The sequence below is a fragment of the Chromatiales bacterium genome (assembly GCA_024234935.1).
In the GTDB taxonomy this organism is placed as follows: Bacteria; Pseudomonadota; Gammaproteobacteria; order Steroidobacterales.
Map to the genome: position 1 here is coordinate 33,275 of JACKNI010000004.1, position 14,752 is coordinate 48,026.

Here is a 14,752-nt window from a genome sequence, read left to right on the forward strand (position 1 = left end):
TGTTGCTGGCTTTGGACATGGTGGAAGCTCCAGATGCGTTTCGGCACCAAGACTCTAACCGATATTCGCGGCATATGGGCGACCGGATGCAGCATCCGGCAGCAAGTCCTGCCCATGGTCTGGTTGATGGCGCTGCTGTTCGCGGGATCGACTGCGGTTCCGGTCTGTGCGGCAGACGAGTCGCCGCTCGCACAGGCAATCATGGCGGCCTCGGCAGAACATCCCGCTACCTCCGGTCTGCTGCTGGTGGATACCGGCAGCGAGGCCCTGTCCGAGCGCGACGCCCTGATCGATGCTGCGGTCCGGACCATCGACGCCCAGTACTACATCTGGAATGCAGATGCTTCCGGGCGCTATCTGGCGGCGCGGTTGCTGGCTGCCGCTGACCGCGGCGTCCGGGTGCGGATTCTGCTCGATGACATCAACGCCGCCGGTCGCGATGCCGTGCTGAGCGCCCTGGCTGAGCATCCGCGCGTGGAAGTCCGTATCTATAACCCGGCGACTTCCCGTTCCGGAATCGGCCGCCTGTTCGACTTCGCGCGCGACTTCATCCGCCTCAACCGGCGCATGCACAACAAGTCCTTTACCGTAGACGGCGCGGTCACCATCGTCGGCGGCCGGAATATCGGCAACGAATACTTCGATCTTGATCCGGTGAAGAATTTCCGCGACCGGGAAATCCTCGTGGTGGGACCCGTGGTTGCCGACGTGGCCGCCGGTTTCGAGGCCTTCTGGATGAGTCCGTGGACCGCGCTCGCCAGTTCGCTGGCCGGCGATGCCCTGAGTCCGGAGCAGCGTGCTGCCGCGCATGACCAGCTCGGGGCCGCTGCGCCCGAGTTGCGGGCGCTCGGGTATGCGCCGCGCGCGGCACGGGCGGATGCCGGCAGGTACGCGACGGGCTTGCTGTCGCGCCTGCTGTGGGCGCCAGCGCAACTGGTGCTGGACATGCCGCCGGACCGGGAAGCGATGGACGATGCCTCGCGACCGCAGGCCGTGGCGCAGGCGCTGGAGCGCCTGACGATGTCCGCACAGCGGGAGATCCTGCTGGAGTCGGCCTATCTGATCCTCAACGACGGGTCCCTTTCCGAATGGGCAGAACTGACGGTGCGCGGCGTCAGTATCCGCGCGTTGACCAATTCACTGGCATCAAACGACCTGGTCACCAACCACTCAGGCTATGCACGGCATCGCAAGGCCATGCTTGAAAGCGGCATGAAGCTTTTCGAGCTGCGGCCCGATGCGGGTGCCTGTCAGCGCTTGATCGCAGCCACCGGTGGCTGCACGGAGGGGCGGGAGTTTTCCCTCCATTCGAAGTCGCTGGTGCTTGATCGTCGCATCGTCTATGTGGGCTCATTCAATATCAATCTGCGCTCTACCTACCTCAATTCGGAAACCGCGCTGATCATCGACAGCCCGGTACTTGCCAGACAGATTGCCGAGTCCATCGAAGAGCTGATGGCGCCGGACAGCAGCTGGCAGGTGCTGCGCTCCGCGTCGGGTGGTCTCGAATGGCGCACGGAAACAGCCTCGGGGCCAGTGCTTGCAACGCACGAACCGATGACGGGATTCTGGCGTCGTGTCGAGTCGCGGGTCTATCGCCTGTTCCCGATGGAAAAATACCTCTAGTGCGAGCGGCGCAGGCGCGCGGCGATTTCGGGATCAAGATGTGTTGGCCCGATACCCGCTTTCGCAGCGTGCGCGATTTGCCGGAGACGCTCGGGGTTCCGGATATGGTAGATGCGGCCGCTGCGCCGGATGATGCCTTCATGTTCCAGCCGACGCAGGGTGCGGTTGACGTGTACCACGCTGAGTCCGGTCGCATCGGCGATCACTTCCTGGTTGACGGGCCATTCGAATCCGTCGGCAATATCCAGTTCGACGTTCTTCATGCGCGTCCAGAGTTCGCAGATCAGCCCTGCCAGCCGCTCCCGTGCATTCATCCGGCCGATTGCGAAAAGGTGATCCCGCAGCAGTGACTCCTCCTGTGCTTCGAGCCACCACAGCATCGCGCCGATGCGCGGTGAACCGGCGATCAGGTCCAGCAGGGCGCTGCCGGCAACCGGAGTCCATGTGCAGCAGGTGATGGTGGTCAGGCTGAACCCTGCCACCGGTGTGACGAATACACTCGGGTCGCAGAAATCGCCGGGAACGACAAAGTCGAGAACCTGGCGTCGGCCATCTTCGAGGGCTCGATGACGGATGGCCCAGCCCTGGTGCATCAGTACCGCAGTGCTGCTTGCGTGACCATGAGTAATCAGGTCTTCATGCGGTTGCGCCCTGCGTAGCGGCCGGGAGAGCGACTGCAGGCTGGCGATCTCGGCCGGGGTGAGGTCGATAAACTGCCGCAGCCGGGTGACCAGTGCCAATCCGGCGGTGGCGTCAACGGGCGATGCGCTTCGTGCCAACTCCTGCACTCCATCGCGAAAGCTGTCTCAGGTTAAGGCATTTGCGTGCAGTGGGTCTGATTATGTAGGGGCATTCAAACATTCATGTCTATGGAGGGATCCTGAAATGACGACCGCAGAAGTTGTCGGCGGCGCACCCGCCCGGACTGACCCGGGCCGGGTTGCCGCACAGAAGAGCCCGGCTGCCACCCGCCAGGCCAACAAAAAGTCAGCAGAACCAGCGCCTTGCATCAGTCCTGAAGAACGATTCCAGATGATTTCGGAAGCCGCCTATTTCAGGGCGGAACAGCGCGGCTTCCTGGTCGGCGACGATCTGGCTGACTGGCTGGCTGCCGAGGCGGAGGTCGATGCCCTGCTGCTGGGCGACGAGGCAATTCAGTCGAGCAGGTGAGAAAGGAGGCCGTCGGCCAGCTTGGGTTCGAACCAGGTCGATTTTGGTGGCATGACCTGGCCGGCATCGGCCACTGCCATCAGCGCTTCCAGGCTGGTCGGGAACAGGGCAAAGGCCACGGCCATCTCGCCGCTGTCGACCCGACGTTCGAGTTCTGAAAGACCGCGGATGCCGCCGACGAAATCGATCCGCTTGTCGCGTCGCGGATCGCCGATGCCGAGTACGGGCGCCAGCAACTGGTCCTGCAGAAGGCTCACATCCAGGCTGGCAACCGGGTCGGCGGGAATCAGCTGCGGTTTGATATCGAGCTGGTACCAGCGCTTGTCCAGATAAAGGCCAAACTGTCCGGCACGCGTCGGCCGCGCCTGCCGGTCGACGGGCGTGACGGCGAACTGTTTGCCGACGCGGGCGAGGAACGCCTTCGGGCTCTGGTCGTGCAGGTCCCTGACCAGCCGGTTGTAGTCGAAGATGCGCATTTCGTCGTGTGGAAACGCGACGCACAGGAAGTAGTTGTAGTCCTCATCGCCGCCATGACGGGGGTTGGCGGCGGCGCGTTGTGCGGCGACGCGCGATGCCGATGCCGAGCGATGATGACCGTCGGCGATATAGAGGGCCGGCATTGCCGCCACGATCTGTGTGATGCGCCGGATCGTCAGCTCGTCGTCCAGCACCCATAACGTGTGCCCCACGCCGTCATCCGCCACCACATCGTAAGCCGGTACGCCTTCCGTGGCGCTGGCAATGATCGTGCCGAGTGCGGCATTGGCGCGATAGGCCAGCAGCACTGGTCCGGTCTGTGCATTAAGCGCGCTGATCTGGCGCACCCGGTCGTCTTCCTTGTCCGGGCGCGTGAACTCGTGTTTGCGGATACGGTTGCGGTCGTATTCGGCGACGCTGCCGGTGCAGGCGATGCCCGTCTGCACGTGATCGCCCATACGCAGCCGGTAGATGTAGTAGCAGGGTTTTCGATCGCGGATGAGTACGCCCGAGTCGATGAGCCTGTGCAGATTTTCAGTGCCCTTGGCATAGACCTCGGGTGCGTACGGATCGGTGCCTTCAGGCAGGTCGATCTCGGGCTTTGAAATGTGCAGAAAGCTGAACGGCCGGCCGGCCGCTCGTGCGCGTGCCTCGCCGGTATCGAGTACATCGTAGGGCGGGGCAGCGACGGCCGCTGCCTGTTCCGGCACCGGACGCAGTGCCCGGAACGGGCGGATGAGTGCAGACATGTCAGAAATCCTGAATTACGGAATGGGCATGGCGGGCAGCAGCGCTCAGCCCAGCTCCAGTACCTCGAAAGCGGCGCGTTCGCCCGACTCCATCGCGCCTTCCATGCCGCGATTCGATACAGACGTGTGTTCGCCGCAGAAATGGATGCGGCCGTGCGCATTGCCGACTGCACCGGCAAATGCGGTGACCTGCCCCGGCGCCCAGACAGCCCAGTCTCCGGCGGAGAAAGGATCGTGATACCAGGACTTGTAGGCAGCCACTTCGACCTTGCCCCGGGCTGCCGGCCGCGTCTTGTAGAAATCATCCATGATCGCCTCGATCGCAACCTTTTCTTCGAGCGTGTCCATCCAGGTGGCATTCCGGCCCCGGATCCAGATCGTGAGACTGGTGATTTCCTGTGGTGTCTTGCCCTTGCGTTCGGGGACCACCATGCCAGCCAGGCCGTTGCTGAAGATATTCGGATTGCGGCCATCCTCTTCCCAGAACGGCTTCTTGATGCTGAGGTGCACGATGTTGATCTGTTGTGAGCTGAGGGTGTTGATGGCGAGGCCCTGCGCACCGCCGATCAGCGGGTCGATATGCACACGCCGGAGCACCGACATGGGCATCGAGCAGACGACGTGATCGGCCTTGTAGACGGTACCGTCGGCACAGTGCACTTCAGCACCGGAACCCGTCGTGCGGATACCGACGACCTCGCGTTCGAAGTGCACCGGCTTCCTGAGCCCGCCGGCCATCGCTTCCGGAATCGACTGGTTGCCGCCGACGGCGGTGTAGCCGAAGGTCTTGCCGCCGAGCTGCGCCTGTATCATCGCGAAGGTGTGACCAAACAGCACCATCATCGCCGACACATCGTAGGCAGTGGTGCCGTGATTGGGATTGGTATTCCAGCACAGCTCGATGATCTCTTCGGAGACGCCGAGGCTGGTCAGCCAGTCGTGCAGCGAGATGTCGTATCTGGCGTTGGCCGGGTTGAGCCACGCATCGCCGGTCTTGAGCGGGTTGTTCTTGCCGATGATCGGCATCAGGTAGGCCCAGGGCGGCAGTTGCTTCATGCCTTCCGGGAACGGGTTCTTCGGATGCGTCGGCCAGTCGGCCTTCGGAATCGGCTTGCCGTCCAGAACCAGTTCCCGGTCGTTGAAGAAGGGTACGATCGGCGTGACATCGATGAGTCCGACCTTGAATTTCCTGCAGGCATCCATCAGCCGGGCGTAGCCGGGGCCAAAGGAAGTGCCGCCGGATTCGGGATTGCCGTTGACATTGCGGTGGGACAGAACCCTGCCGCCGACGCGGTTCCGGCCCTCGATGACCTGGACGTCGATACCCTGTTCCTCAAGCAGCAGCGCGGCATTCAGGCCGGACAGACCGGCGCCGATGACGATGACCTTCGCCCGGTTCTGGGCCCGTACCGGCCCGAGCGCCGCAGCGAGCGGTACGGCGCTGATACCCTTGATGATCGTGCGGCGGCTGATGCCTGAGGTCTTCTGCATGTCTGGTGTTCCTGATCGCAGCTGCTGGATGCCGTGATGCTACACCGTGGTGATCTACCACGTGAAATGTCCTACAAACGCAGGTGGCCGCTGGTCGGTGGCCTCAATTAGAATCGGGTTCCGCTTTCTTGCGGCTGACAGGGGATCTCAATGGCCGACCGGGTTACACGTCATATCGATCGCCGGGCAATGCTCGGCGTGCTGGGCGGCAGTGCCCTGGCCGGCGCCTTGCCTGCTGCACCACTGCTGCCCTCAGCGCCGCTGCAGCTCGACCTGGAAAAGCCGCAGGACAATCTGACCGCATGGATGAAGATGAGAGCCAGCCTCGAGTCCCAGGATGTGTACTTCTGGTTTACCGGCGGACTGGATCTGGCTGTGCCGGGTGAGGCGATACGACCAGTCATCAACGTCGAGACCACGATCCTGCGGCGTACCCGGCGTCTGGCCGAGCATACCTGGCATGTGACGGACTGGGAGGCGAGCATCTACCGTGATGTGGACAGCGACGAAATCGTCGACGAGGTCCGGAATCCTGTAACCGGCGATATGGTTCGGCCGCTCCACTACCGCGAGGGGCCGGTAACGTTTGAGTACAGTGCCGAGCGTCAGCCGCGGCTCGTGGGGCTGCCGACACCCTTCGAGGAAAAGACCGAACCCTTCCATCAGCGCTGGCGACGAGCCGGCGACGATCTGTGGATGGTCAAGGAAATGTACATCTGGGGCATACCCCAGTGGCTCGATATCAAGCAGTTTCCCGACGAGACACCGAAAACGCCGATCAACGTGTCTTCGATCACCACCATGAAGTCGAACTTGCGCGATGTACTGGATCCCGCGCAAGCCTCGGTGCCGACCGAGTATTTCTATCAGGCCACTTCGGACTGGCTGCCGTGGATGAAGATGGGTCAGCGACCGGGCTTCGTCGTCTGGCATGAAGCCGGCAAGAAGGTCTTCAGCCTTGATGACGTACCGGCACGCACCCGCACTGCAATAGAGCAGATCCATCCACAGTGGTTCACGCGACCGGTACCCTGGGAAGAGTTCACCAACATGTTCTTTCTTTACCGGCAGCAGCACGGAAAAAAATGAGTAAATTTGTGTTGAATCGTTACACCCTGAGCGGATGGCTGCTGCTGTTCTGCTGCCAGATGCCGGCCTGGGCCGGCATCTGCCGCAGCGAGTTGCGACCCTTGTTGCTGCAGGCCGAGCCGGAGGCAGCAGCTCTCGCCGCTGTTCGTGCCATCTGTGAAACGGAGGCGAATGCCGGGGATGCCGATTCGACCTACCAGCTGGCGCTGTTTCATCTGGGTCTGGGCGGTGAATGGAATCCGGCGGAAGCGATTCCACTGATCCGTTCGGCGGCCGAACGGGATATTTCAGAGGCACAGTACTGGCTCGCCTGGCAGTCAGAGAGCGGGCCTGAGCTGCCGCACGATCAGGCCGTCGCACTCGGGTGGTACCAGCGGGCCGCCGCAGGTCGGCATCGCCTGGCCCTTGAGCGTCTGGCGACGGCATGGGAGCGGGGTGAACTGGGCTTGCCGGTGGACGCGAGGCAGGCGCTCAGGTTGCGCGCGCAGATCCGCAAATGTGAAGAAGAGAACGCCGCCGGGCGGTGAGCCGGATCGCTACCAGTAGCGGACGCGGCCTGTATCGACGTGAACGAAGTCCGAGTCCGGGTAATAGCCGACGCCGCCGGCGCGCAGACGCATCCCCGCATCGCGCAGGGCAGCGGTCGAAACGCCCGGGAGCCGTATATCGATGGCGCGACCGGACAGATGCAGGCTGTTCCTGGACACGCCGCTGCTGGTTCTGGCCAGCATCGCGTTGGTGGCTGGTGAGCGGAATGCGGAAATGATTTCGAAACGTGCCGGGCTGCCCGTCTGCTGCCGCAGGGCATACAGGATATCGAGCAGCTGCGGGTCGATCGGATGCACCTCACCGCTGCGGAAATCGCGCAGCAGCCGGTCTATGGTGAGCAGCGCATCCGGTATGTACCGTCCGGCCTCGCTGTATTCGACATCGAGCGTTTCGCCGGTATGGGTGTGATGGAAAGCCAGACGCCGCGGGCGGGTTGCCGCATGCAGCAGCCGGGGCCAGACCAGAACCGGGGCGGAGAGTGCAGTGAGGGCAAGAAAGCGCCGCCTGCTGGTGGTTTGACCGGCCAATTCTGTGCTCCGTCGGAGGGGCAGCGGGATGGCATCGATTGTTTCAGACATGGCGCATGCGGGGCAAGCCTGATTCGCCGCCCGTCGGTCATTCTGTCGACTCGGATACGCAATCTGCAAAGCGGGTCACATTCAGCCCTGCGTGCCTGCGCCTTTGCGGCATTGCTGTCGGTGCTGCTGTGGTTCCCGGTCGGCGAAGCGGCGCCGCCGCAGCCGGCCGTGGCCGCCGAGCTGCGGTCGCAGGTGCAGCGGCTCGGTGAGGCCGGCGGGATCTATGTGCGCGGTCTTGCCATTGCCTCGGCATCACTGCTCAGCGAATTCTACGCCGCGCGGAACTATGTGCCGGTCTGGACCGGCGAGGCGCGTATCGATGAGCTTTTCGAATTGCTGGCAACCGCCGACAGACACGGTCTTGATCCTCGCGACTACTACCTGCCGCAACTCCGCCAGCTTCGAAAAGAGAACCGGTCGGGAGATGATCCGGCGCTGGCGGCTGCACTCGATCTGCTGCTGACCGAGAGCCTGATCCGCTTTGGATATCACCAGCGTTTTGGCAAGGTAAACCCCGCACGCATGGAGCCCACGTGGAACTTCACCCGCCAGTTCCGGCCGGGACGCGAACCGGTTTCGATGTTGCGGGAAGCGGTCGAAGCACCGTCATTGCAGGGACTGCTCGGAGAGTGGATCGACCGGGCACCGCTCTACCGGGCCCTGCAGAAGGCGCTTGCGGATTATCGGCAAATCGCCAGCGCCGGCGGCTGGCCGATGATCGCAGCCGGCCCCACCCTGCACGAGGGCGATACGGATGCGCGGGTGCCGGATATCCGCCGGCATCTGGGCATAGGCGGCGACCTGCCACCGGCGGCAGAGGCCGCAGATGACCAGCAATACGACGCCGTGCTCGTTGCGGGTGTCCGTGCCTTTCAGGCGCGCCACGCACTGGCGGTGGATGGCGTGCTCGGTGCCGCTACGCTGGCGGCGATGAATGTTCCCGTTGAAACACGTATCGATCAGCTGCGCCTGTCGCTGGAGCGTGCGCGCTGGGTAGCCGATGACACGGCTGGCGAGGTCGTCGTGGTGAACATTGCCGGCTCCGAGGTATTTGCAGCCCGCAATGGCCGGCGTTTCTGGACCCGGCGTGCGGTGGTCGGACGGGTCAACCGGCAGACTCCGGTCTTCAGGGGGTCGATGACCTGGCTGGAGCTGAACCCGACCTGGACCGTGCCGCCGACGATCCTGCGCGAGGATGTGTTGCCGCGTCTGCGGCGTGACCCGGGCTATCTGCAGGAAAACGACCTCAGTGTGATCGATGCCCGTGGCCGGGTCATCGACCCGCTGACGGTCGACTGGCCCCGCGTGGGCAACCACCCGCCGTGGACCCTCCGCCAGGCACCGGGACCGAAGAACTCGCTGGGCCGGATCAAGTTCATGTTCCCGAATCCGCATGCCGTGTTTCTGCACGATACGCCGGCCCGTGGCCTGTTTGAGCGCACCGGGCGCCTGCTCAGTTCGGGTTGCGTGCGCATCGAGGACCCGCTGTCACTGGCGGAAATCCTGCTGGCCGACCCGGATACCTGGAACCAGCAGACCTTGCAGGCGGCGATCGATACCGGGAAAACACGGATTGTGCGTCTGCCACGGCCCTGGCCGGTACTGATCCTGTACTGGACGGCCGAGCTGGATGCGACTGGCCGCGTGCGTTTTCTGCCTGATGTATACGACCGTGACCCGGCCCTGCTGGCCGCGCTGAACGGTGAAGTGAGGCTGGAGTTTCCGCCCGGCTCAGGCTGACTGGCTTGAGCTTCCGGAACCAGCTAAGGTGAGCGCCGATCCGGGTTGGGTATCTGCTGATGAAGCGCATTTTCAGAGCTGTCAAGCTGACTGTCGTACTGGCTTTTCTGGCCGCCTGTGGCGGCGGTGGCAGTTTCGATAACGAGCTGGGTCTGCGCGTCATCAATGCATCGCCCGATGCACCCCCGATCATTTTTCTGGTCGACGGCGTGAGCTGGTTCAGCCTCGATTACAAAGGCGGCGCCGGCTTCAGGTATCTGACGCCCGCTCCCCGGCAGGTCGGGCTGGAGGTGGTACTGCCCGGAGACGATGTCCTCATCGACGAGTCCCGGTCGCTGCTTGCGGGGCGGGAGTACACCACGATTGCCGTTGGCAAGCTCGGCGAGGACGGCAGCTCGACGCTGCAGATGCTGCACGTTGACAACCCGCTTGCCCAGGTGCCGACCGGATCAGTGCGCGTACAGTTCGTACACGCGGCACCAGACACGACGGCCATCGATGTGTACCTGACGGCGCCGACCGACAGCCTGGCCGCCACGACACCATCGTATTCGCTCAGCAATTTCGAGGAGATATCCCCGCAGCTGGATTTTCTGTCGGGGAACTGGCGCATCCGGGTGACGCCTGCTGGCGACAACACGACCGTGCTGTTCGATTCGGGCGAGGTAACGCTGCGTTCTGCGGCGAGCTTCCTGTTTGTCGTCGTTACCAATACGGGAGCCGGGTCCGCGCCGATCTCGCTGTTGACGAATGACGGTCTGTCCAGTGGCGAAGTGCTTGATGTCGCCACTCCATCGGATGTGCGCGTCGTCAACGTATCGCCCGATCTGCCCGCGCTGGAGGCGACCGCAGAGCGTGCCTTGCGCAATGACACCGTTGCGCCGGACCCGCCGCTGTCCTCCCCATGTCCTTACGATCCCACGCTGGCATCCGATGATGTGCTGTGTGTGGCGCCGCCACCGGAAGTCACGCCACTGGTCAGCGGTCTGGGTTACCCGGCCGCCGCCAGTTATGCGAGTCTCGATTTCAGCGTTTCGCCGCCGGCAGGCTACGCATTGCTCAATCTCAGCAACTTCTATGCCTTCAAGGTTGCGGCGACGGCGGCGCCGGAAACGGTGCTGTTTGGTACCAATCTGTCGCTGGTGCAGGGCAGGCGCAACTCGCTGCTGACAGTAGGTCTCGTGCCTGAGCCGGTGAATGGCACGGTCACCGCAAAGATTCTGGCTGTACTGGCTGACGACACCCGGCCGGTGAGGCGAATTGGCAAGCTGCGTATCGTCGATGCTTCAATTGCGGCCGCTACCGTAGACGTTTACATCAAGACGCCGGGTACTGACCTGAACAACGAGACGGCGAGTCTGTCGAGCCTCGGTCTCGGCAGCGCGACGGGCCACCTCCGTTTTGAGCCAGGGCCCTATACGGTGAGCTTCACCACGGCGGGCACCAAGACCGTGCTGGCCAGCGTGGATATCGATGCGTCGAGCGCAAGCGTCCAGACAGTCGTGCTCGTGGATACCGCCCGATCGGTATCCAGTGACGGCACACCACCTGAGGTCATGGTGATCGACGACCTGCCCTGAGAATGGCAGGCCGGTAGCCGGTGGCTGGCTTCAGCTGCCCGGTGCGTTCGGATTATCGAAGCGGAAGCCCCGGCCCTGTACGCTTTCCATCACATCGATGGACAGTCCATCAGCGCGCGTCGCGGTCCATGCATCCACATCAATGGTGATCGGCCCGACATTGACACTGAGGCTGCCGGGTCGCGGCGCTTCGAGTGACATGCCGTGTTTCCAGCTGCCGTTGATCCTGAGGCAGATTGCCTTGCCCGGATTCTTCTCCAGTGCGTTCTGCATGATGTCCATCGCGGCCGGACTGATCCGGATCGCCGGCGGCTTGTCAGCGGCTGGCGGGCTGACACCGAGCACTGTGCCGAGTTCACCGGAGTCGAACATCTCCTTGACGATGTCGCAGCCGCCAACCAGTTCGCCGGCGACATACAGCTGGGGAATCGTCGGCCAGTTGCCGTAGGCCTTGATGCCGTCGCGAATCTCCGCGTTCTGCAGGACATCCACGACCTGGTAGTCGGGCAGGATCATGTCCAGTGCCTCGACGGTCTTCGCTGAAAACCCGCACTGGGGTTGGGCGCGGTTGCCTTTCATGAACAGCACTACGCGGTTTTCACGCAGCAGGCCGTCGATCGCATCGCGAAGTTCGGGGTCAAGGCTCATGGTTGGGTACTTCTGTGCTGAATCAGGTGGAGAAACTGGAGCCGCAGCCACAGGTGGTGGCTGCATTCGGGTTCCGGATCACGAAGCGGGAACCTTCCAGATCTTCCTTGTAGTCGATCTCGGCGCCAGCCAGGTACTGGATGCTCATCGGATCGATGAGCAGGATGACATCCCGGTTCTGTACCTGGGTGTCGCCGTCTTCGAGGTTCTCGTCGAAGGTGAAGCCGTACTGGAAGCCCGAGCAGCCACCGCCTGAAATGAATACGCGCAGCTTCAGATTGGGGTTGGCTTCTTCGGTAATCAGCTGGGCGACTTTGGCCGCCGCCGAGTCGGAAAAAACCAGAGTTGGTGCGCCAGTGGCGAGTTCAGTATCCATAAGCGGCAAGCTAACCGTCAGCCCGCAATGCTGTCAAGGTGAACAGGGTGAAGCTGCCGGGTAATGGGCAGCGCGCGCCGGATGCGACAATAATGCTGCGGTCCGTCGCCGCCGTTTGATGGAGTGTATATGCCGGACAAGGGTTTTCCTCCGCTGCAGATGCTGCGCGTCTGGGGTCTCGCTGATGCCCGCCTGTCGCTGCTCGGCAGCGGGCTGATCAATCGGACCTGGCTGGTTGAGGCGGGCGCAAGCCGCTTCGTCATGCAGCAGCTCAATCCGGTCTTCCCGCCAGTCGTCAACGAGGACATCCGGGTCGTCACAGGCCACTTGCGTGCCAAGGGGCTGATTGCACCCGAGCTGCTCCCGGCGATGGACGGAAGCTACTGGCAGGAATACGAGGGGCATACCTGGCGACTGATGACCTGGGTGGCTGGCACCAGTCACGAGCGGATTACCGCCGCTGCGCAGGCGCAGGAGGCAGGTGCGCTGCTGGCCCGTTTTCACCGGGCTCTGGATGATCTTGTGTACCGGTTCCGCAATACCCGGCCCGGCGTACATGACACGCCGCGACACCTGGCCAGTCTGCAACTCGCCCTCGACGGGCACCGCACCCATCCGCACTACGCTGCGGTCCGTCCGCTGGCCGACGAGATCCTGGCGCTGGCTGCTGCGCTGGAGCCGTTGCCTGCGTTGCCGGACCGGCTCGTGCACGGCGATCCCAAGATCAACAACATTCTTTTCGATCCGGTCAGCGACCGGGCGCTCTGTCTGATCGATCTGGACACGCTTGGCCGCATGCCCCTGCCGCTCGAGCTCGGCGATGCGTTTCGCTCCTGGTGCAACCCGCGCGGCGAGAATGATCAGTCTTCGGCCTTCTCGCTGGAATTCTTCCGCGCAGGAGTCGAGGGCTACGCATCGATTGCCGCGGGCTGGATCACACCGGAAGAATGCAAGTCGATCGTGCCCGCGACACTCACTATCTATGTGGAACTGGCGGCACGTTTCTGTGCCGATGCACTCAACGAGAGTTACTTTGGCTGGGATGCCAGCCGCTACCCGAGCCGCAGCGCGCACAATCAGCTGCGTGCGGCCAGTCAGATCGCAGCTGCACGCTCGCTGCTCGATGTGCGTGGTGCGGCAGAAGAGGTGGTGCGGCGGGTTTTCTCTGGCTGAGGGTGTGTCCCGGACGTGTTGACGCCAATCCTGGCGCGCAGGTGCCATAATCGGCTCGAGTTTCCTCCCGAGGGAGAACGTGTATGCCGTGGTGGGGCTGGATAGTCATTGGAGCATTGCTGCTCGGCGCCGAGCTGATGGTCATTGAGGCCGAGTTCTTTCTGGTCTTCATCGGCGTGGCCGCGCTGATCCTCGGTGGTACGGTGCTGGTGCTGCCGTGGATCCCACTATGGGCGCAGTGGCTGCTGTTTGCCGGCATCGCGCTGGCCTCCATGGTGCTGTTCCGCAAGCGCCTGTACACGGCCCTGCGCGCCCAGGCGCCGGGACTCAAGGACGATTTCGTTGGCGATGAACTGCGCATACCGGAAGTCCTTCCGCCCGGCGAGGTTTGTCGCATGGAGATTCGCGGCTCGACCTGGCAGGTGCGGAATACCGGCAGCGTTTCGATTCCCGCCGGCGGGAAGGCGCGTGTCACGGCGGTTGCGGGCATCGGCCTGCAGGTCGAGGCTGCGCAACAGAAGATTCAGGCATGAACGCACGGGAGTGATCACATGAATTTTGGATTCGGAGTTGGCCTGGCGCTTGCCTTTCTGGCGATCATCGTCCTGCTCAAGACAGCAGTTGTGGTGCCACAGCAGAGTGCATACATCGTGGAGTATCTGGGCAAGTACAGCCGCACGCTGTCGGCCGGGTTTCACATCCTGGTGCCGTTTGTCGAGGTGGTGGCCTACCGGCATTCACTGAAAGAGCAGGCCATCGATATTCCGGAACAGACCTGCATCACAAGGGACAACGTACAGGTCGGCATCGACGGTGTGCTGTACCTGCGTGTGCTCGATCCGCAGCTCACCTCCTATGGCATCACCGATTACATCTTCGCCATCATCCAGCTGGCGCAGACGGCGCTGCGCAGCGAGATTGGCAGGATCGATCTGGACCGTACCTTCGAGGTGCGTGCGGTGATCAATGCCAATGTGGTGGCGGAGCTCGACAAGGCGTCCGAGCCCTGGGGCGTGAAGGTCATGCGCTACGAGATCAAGAACATCAACCCGCCGCACGACGTGCTCTCTGCAATGGAGAAGCAGATGCGCGCCGAGCGGGAGAAGCGCGCGGTGGTGCTTGGCTCTGAAGGTGAACGCGATGCGAAGATCAATGCAGCCGAGGGCGACAAGCAGCGCGTGATCAAGGCCTCCGAGGCGGCCAAGCAGCAGCAGATCAACGAGGCAGAGGGCGAGGCGGCGGCGATTCTCGCGGTGGCAACGGCGACCGCCGAGGGCTTGCGCCAGGTGGCGATCGCCGTGCGTGAACCCGGTGGTGCCGAGGCCATGCAACTGCGCGTGGCAGAGGACTACCTGCTCCAGTTCGGCAATCTCGCCAAGGCCGCTAACACACTGGTCATTCCGGCCAACCTGAGTGATCTGGCCTCGATGATCGCGCTGGCCAAGAACGTGCTGGAAAACAAGACGCCGCGTTCGGGCTGAAGCACGTGACGATCCTTGTGTCAGG

At 63.1% G+C, this 14,752-nt stretch carries 15 protein-coding genes; 9 read left to right on the forward strand and 6 right to left on the reverse strand.

Annotated elements, in window-relative coordinates:
• The first annotated feature begins 33 nt into the window (after nucleotides 1–33).
• Complete coding sequence (locus H6979_09905; protein MCP5140158.1) at nucleotides 34–1,626, forward strand: phospholipase D family protein; 1,593 nt, start codon at nucleotides 34–36, stop codon at nucleotides 1,624–1,626.
• On the opposite strand, the gene H6979_09910 is transcribed toward H6979_09905, so the two are convergent.
• The gene (locus H6979_09910; protein ID MCP5140159.1) at nucleotides 1,623–2,405 is read right to left on the reverse strand and encodes a Crp/Fnr family transcriptional regulator; all 783 of its coding nucleotides are present in this window, start codon (nucleotides 2,403–2,405) and stop codon (nucleotides 1,623–1,625) included. The two genes, H6979_09905 and H6979_09910, sit on opposite strands and share 4 nt — an antisense overlap.
• A 106-nt stretch (nucleotides 2,406–2,511) precedes the next feature.
• Here H6979_09910 and H6979_09915 point away from each other — a divergent pair, with 106 nt between their 5' ends.
• Complete coding sequence (locus H6979_09915; GenBank protein ID MCP5140160.1) at nucleotides 2,512–2,796, forward strand: DUF2934 domain-containing protein; 285 nt, start codon at nucleotides 2,512–2,514, stop codon at nucleotides 2,794–2,796.
• Here the strand turns inward: H6979_09915 and H6979_09920 are convergent.
• Entirely contained in the window at nucleotides 2,781–4,022 is a 1,242-nt protein-coding gene (locus H6979_09920) for a DUF1015 domain-containing protein (GenBank protein MCP5140161.1), read from the reverse strand. The two genes, H6979_09915 and H6979_09920, sit on opposite strands and share 16 nt — an antisense overlap.
• A 45-nt stretch (nucleotides 4,023–4,067) precedes the next feature.
• The gene (locus H6979_09925) at nucleotides 4,068–5,513 is read right to left on the reverse strand and encodes an FAD-dependent oxidoreductase (protein MCP5140162.1); all 1,446 of its coding nucleotides are present in this window, start codon (nucleotides 5,511–5,513) and stop codon (nucleotides 4,068–4,070) included.
• Nucleotides 5,514–5,663: 150 nt separating this feature from the next.
• Here H6979_09925 and H6979_09930 point away from each other — a divergent pair, with 150 nt between their 5' ends.
• Both H6979_09930 and H6979_09935 read left to right on the forward strand, forming a co-directional pair.
• Entirely contained in the window at nucleotides 5,664–6,602 is a 939-nt protein-coding gene (locus H6979_09930; protein ID MCP5140163.1) for a DUF1838 family protein, read from the forward strand.
• Nucleotides 6,599–7,129: a sel1 repeat family protein gene (locus H6979_09935; GenBank protein ID MCP5140164.1), complete on the forward strand. Its 531-nt coding sequence runs from the start codon at nucleotides 6,599–6,601 to the stop codon at nucleotides 7,127–7,129. Before H6979_09930 ends, H6979_09935 begins: the two co-directional genes overlap by 4 nt.
• A 9-nt stretch (nucleotides 7,130–7,138) precedes the next feature.
• On the opposite strand, the gene H6979_09940 is transcribed toward H6979_09935, so the two are convergent.
• Nucleotides 7,139–7,729 carry a DUF882 domain-containing protein gene (locus tag H6979_09940; GenBank protein MCP5140165.1) on the reverse strand — a complete coding sequence of 197 codons (591 nt, stop codon included), beginning with the start codon at nucleotides 7,727–7,729 and terminating at the stop codon, nucleotides 7,139–7,141.
• Between the two features lie 120 nt (nucleotides 7,730–7,849).
• On the opposite strand from H6979_09940, the gene H6979_09945 reads away from it, so the two are divergent.
• Nucleotides 7,850–9,469 carry a L,D-transpeptidase family protein gene (locus tag H6979_09945; protein MCP5140166.1) on the forward strand — a complete coding sequence of 540 codons (1,620 nt, stop codon included), beginning with the start codon at nucleotides 7,850–7,852 and terminating at the stop codon, nucleotides 9,467–9,469.
• A 59-nt stretch (nucleotides 9,470–9,528) separates the two neighbouring features.
• Nucleotides 9,529–11,049 (forward strand): DUF4397 domain-containing protein, encoded by a 1,521-nt coding sequence (locus H6979_09950; GenBank protein ID MCP5140167.1) that lies wholly within the window; start codon nucleotides 9,529–9,531, stop codon nucleotides 11,047–11,049.
• Nucleotides 11,050–11,079: 30 nt separating this feature from the next.
• Here H6979_09950 and grxD read toward each other — a convergent pair whose 3' ends face one another.
• Both grxD and erpA read right to left on the reverse strand, forming a co-directional pair.
• Nucleotides 11,080–11,697 (reverse strand): Grx4 family monothiol glutaredoxin, encoded by a 618-nt coding sequence (gene grxD / locus H6979_09955; protein MCP5140168.1) that lies wholly within the window; start codon nucleotides 11,695–11,697, stop codon nucleotides 11,080–11,082.
• 22 nt (nucleotides 11,698–11,719) lie between these two features.
• Nucleotides 11,720–12,073 carry an iron-sulfur cluster insertion protein ErpA gene (gene erpA / locus H6979_09960; protein ID MCP5140169.1) on the reverse strand — a complete coding sequence of 118 codons (354 nt, stop codon included), beginning with the start codon at nucleotides 12,071–12,073 and terminating at the stop codon, nucleotides 11,720–11,722.
• Between the two features lie 129 nt (nucleotides 12,074–12,202).
• Between erpA and H6979_09965 the strand changes: the two genes are divergently transcribed.
• The 3 genes from H6979_09965 to H6979_09975 all read left to right on the forward strand — a co-directional run bounded on the left by H6979_09965 (nucleotide 12,203) and on the right by H6979_09975 (nucleotide 14,727).
• Entirely contained in the window at nucleotides 12,203–13,246 is a 1,044-nt protein-coding gene (locus H6979_09965) for an aminoglycoside phosphotransferase family protein (protein ID MCP5140170.1), read from the forward strand.
• A gap of 83 nt (nucleotides 13,247–13,329) precedes the next feature.
• Nucleotides 13,330–13,779 carry an NfeD family protein gene (locus tag H6979_09970; GenBank protein ID MCP5140171.1) on the forward strand — a complete coding sequence of 150 codons (450 nt, stop codon included), beginning with the start codon at nucleotides 13,330–13,332 and terminating at the stop codon, nucleotides 13,777–13,779.
• Nucleotides 13,780–13,797: 18 nt separating this feature from the next.
• A complete protein-coding gene (locus H6979_09975; GenBank protein ID MCP5140172.1) occupies nucleotides 13,798–14,727 on the forward strand; it encodes a paraslipin in 930 nt (309 codons plus the stop codon).
• Nucleotides 14,728–14,752: the final 25 nt, after the last annotated feature.